General features: G+C 67.7%; 3 protein-coding genes and 1 pseudogene. 3 read left to right on the top strand and 1 reads right to left on the bottom strand.

Annotated features, from left to right (window positions below; genetic code table 11):
- From ACRDUX_RS33085 to ACRDUX_RS33075, 3 genes and pseudogenes are all read left to right on the top strand, one after another.
- A pseudogene (locus ACRDUX_RS33085) lies at positions 1-994 on the top strand (copper oxidase); the annotation flags it as partial.
- A 67-nt stretch (positions 995-1,061) separates the two neighbouring features.
- The gene (locus ACRDUX_RS33080) at positions 1,062-1,673 is read left to right on the top strand and encodes a ClpP family protease (protein ID WP_526420448.1); all 612 of its coding nucleotides are present in this window, start codon (positions 1,062-1,064) and stop codon (positions 1,671-1,673) included.
- Positions 1,670-2,260, top strand: a complete 591-nt coding sequence (locus tag ACRDUX_RS33075; protein ID WP_526420446.1) for a ClpP family protease — start codon at positions 1,670-1,672, stop codon at positions 2,258-2,260. The genes ACRDUX_RS33080 and ACRDUX_RS33075 overlap by 4 nt, the downstream gene beginning before the upstream one ends.
- On the opposite strand, the gene ACRDUX_RS33070 is transcribed toward ACRDUX_RS33075, so the two are convergent.
- A complete protein-coding gene (locus ACRDUX_RS33070; RefSeq protein ID WP_526420444.1) occupies positions 2,257-2,574 on the bottom strand; it encodes a helix-turn-helix domain-containing protein in 318 nt (105 codons plus the stop codon). The two genes, ACRDUX_RS33075 and ACRDUX_RS33070, sit on opposite strands and share 4 nt — an antisense overlap.
- Positions 2,575-2,837: the final 263 nt, after the last annotated feature.

The following is a 2,837-nucleotide window of genomic DNA, read 5'->3' as shown; positions in this document are numbered from 1 at the left end:
CGAGGGAACTCCATCGGTCGCGATGGCGGACGTCAACGGCGACATGATCCTGGACCTGATCGTCGGCACCGGGCAGGGAGCATCCGCCGAGGTCGCCGTCTACGACGGCAACAACACCAAGGACGGGCTGTTCAAGACGGAGCTCGCCCGCTTCGCCCCGTTCGACGCTGGCTTCACGGGCGGTGTCACCGTCGCGGGCGCCGACATCGACGGAAACGCCATGGCGGACAACATCGTCGTCGGCTCCGGACCCGGCATGCAGTCGCAGGTGAAGGTCTTCTCCTCGACGCTTCCCGGGGAATCCGGCAAGGCGCCCGACGTGTTCTCCGCCTTCACTCCGTATCCCGATTCCGAGTCGGGGGTGACGCTGGGCACCGGCCTTGTCGAATCGGGGTCGGGCAGGGAGAGCATCGTGACGGCGCCGGGTCCAGGTGACGCACCGCTGATCAAGACCTTCCGCTACGACCTGTACGTTCCGACCGCTCGGGCGCAGGCCAATGGAACTGCGCCGCAGGAACATTCCGGTGGTCCGACCGATCCCCGCATGACGTCGCAGTTCATGGCGTACGGCGAGGACTACAGGGGCGGCGTCGGCCTCTCGACGGGCTGGGTCGCGGGTGCCGAGGGCGGCGCGAAGAGCATCGTCACCAGCCAACTCGCGGGTGACGGCGCGGTGCGGGTGTGGTCGAGCGGATCGCGGCTCGACGGTCAACCGGGCATGTACCTCGACAACCCGAACCACCACGAGGAGGACGTCAAGTACGCCCAGACCGCCTCGTTCGCTCCCTTCCTCGGCGGCGCCACCGTGGCCACGACGAGCACCACCTACGGCGCCGACCTGCTGGTGGCCGGGGTGACACCTGGCGGTCAGGAGGTGCGCAAGTATCGCTTGGGCCGGTCGGGACCGGACGCCACGACGCTGGACGCCACGGTGGTGTCGACGCTTCCTGCGATGCCGGGTGTGACCGCGGCCGCCCCGCTTGGCGGCAGATAGCGGGGAGCGGTTCTGCTCAGAGCAGCGCGGGCAGCGAAAAGTGCTGAAGTCAAGGCATTGTCGACGTATGACCGACGAAAAGCAGCCACTGTTCAATCAGCAATTACGCGACAACCTGTTCCGCAAGCGCGTGCTCGTGTTGGACGGCGCGCTCGACGACGACAACGGGACCGTCCTCGCCACGCAACTCCTGACGCTCGCCACCGATGACGTCGACCAGGACATTGCGCTGTGGATTCACTCACCAGGGGGTTCGGTACCGGCGATGCTCGCCATCCGCGACGTGATGCGCCTGGTGCCATGTGACGTCTCGACGCTCGCCCTCGGATTGGCTTGCAGCGCAGGGCAGTTCCTGCTGTCGGCGGGAACTGCCGGCAAGCGCTCGGCGCTTCCGCACGCACGCATCCTGATGCACCAGGGCTCGGCGGGTATCGCCGGCTCGGCAGTCGAGGTGGAAGTCCAGGCCGATGACCTGCGACATACCCGCGACACCGTGCTCGGGATCATCGCCGAGGACACGGGTCAGGACATCGAGCGCATCTTCACCGACTCGCTGCACGACCGCTGGTTCACCGCCGAGCAGGCCCGCGAGTACGGCTTCATCGACCGCGTCGTCGAGGAGTTCGCCCAGGTCGTGCCGATTCACAAGCAGCAGTTCGGGATTGGAGCGCGCGCATGAGCACGTACACGATCCCGAACGTGGTCTCGCGCAACGCCGCCGGCGAGCGGATCATGGACGTCTACTCGCACCTGCTCACCGAACGGATCGTCTATCTCGGCACGGCGATAGATTCCGGTGTCGCGAACGCGCTCATCGCCCAGCTGCTGCATCTGGAGGCCGACAACCCGGAACAGGAGATCAGCCTCTACATCAATTCCGAGGGCGGCGACCTGTCGGCGATGCTGGCGATGTACGACACGATGCGCTTCATCAAGGCGCCGGTGGCGACGACGTGCATCGGGCAGGCCGTCGCGGCAGGAGCGGTGCTCCTCGCGGCGGGCGCGCCGGGCCGGCGCGCGGTACTGCCGCACACCAGGGTGGTGCTGCACCAGCCGGCGGCGCAGGGCCGCGGCACCATTCCCGACCTGATCCTGCAGGCCGACGAGGTGGTTCGAGTACGCAACCAGCTCGAGGCGATCCTGGCCAGGCACACCGGACGCAGCGCCGAAGAGCTGCGGCACGACACCGACCGCGACCGGGTATTCGACGCCGAAGGTGCGGTGGCCTACGGCCTGGCCGACCACCTTCTGGACCAGCGAGCCTAGGCCGCCATCAGGATGGGACCGGCGGGCCGGCGGGCGGCGGGACGGCTCAGGTCGGCTGAGATGCCACCGAGCAGCCGGACCAGCTCGATGCCGAGCGCACCGGACACCGCCGCGATCATCTCGCTCGACGGCTCCTTGCGGCCGCGCTCGATCTCGGAGAGGTATTGCGGCGAGATGCCTGCACGCTCGGCCACGTCGATCAGCCGGGCGCCCTGATCTTCGCGCGTGGCACGCAGCTTGCGGCCAAGCAGCACGCGCCACAGTGGCTCCGGCTCCGGCCTTCGGTCGGGATGGATGCGGATGATCTCGCCCATGACGACATCCTCGCTGGACCGCACGCGCGAGGGAAGGATGTTCGCTGCCAGCGGAGCACACTGGCGCATTTCACCGCTGCGTCACAGTGGCCTCATTCGTCCCGGTGGCCTCTTGGTGGAGGCGGCGGCTTCAACTTCTGTGCCTGACCAAGCCGCCTCGGCCTAGCGTCCCGTTATTGGTCGCACGGACGTCCACAGGCGCCAGAGCTTGGCTGCCATGGCGTCGGGGGTGCTGACCTCGATGTCCTGGGTGAGCCAGCTGA

Origin of the sequence: Mycobacterium sp., assembly GCF_050701675.1 — a bacterium.
GTDB lineage: Bacteria > Actinomycetota > Actinomycetes > Mycobacteriales > Mycobacteriaceae > Mycobacterium.
This window is presented reverse-complemented; position numbering and strand designations above follow the sequence as displayed.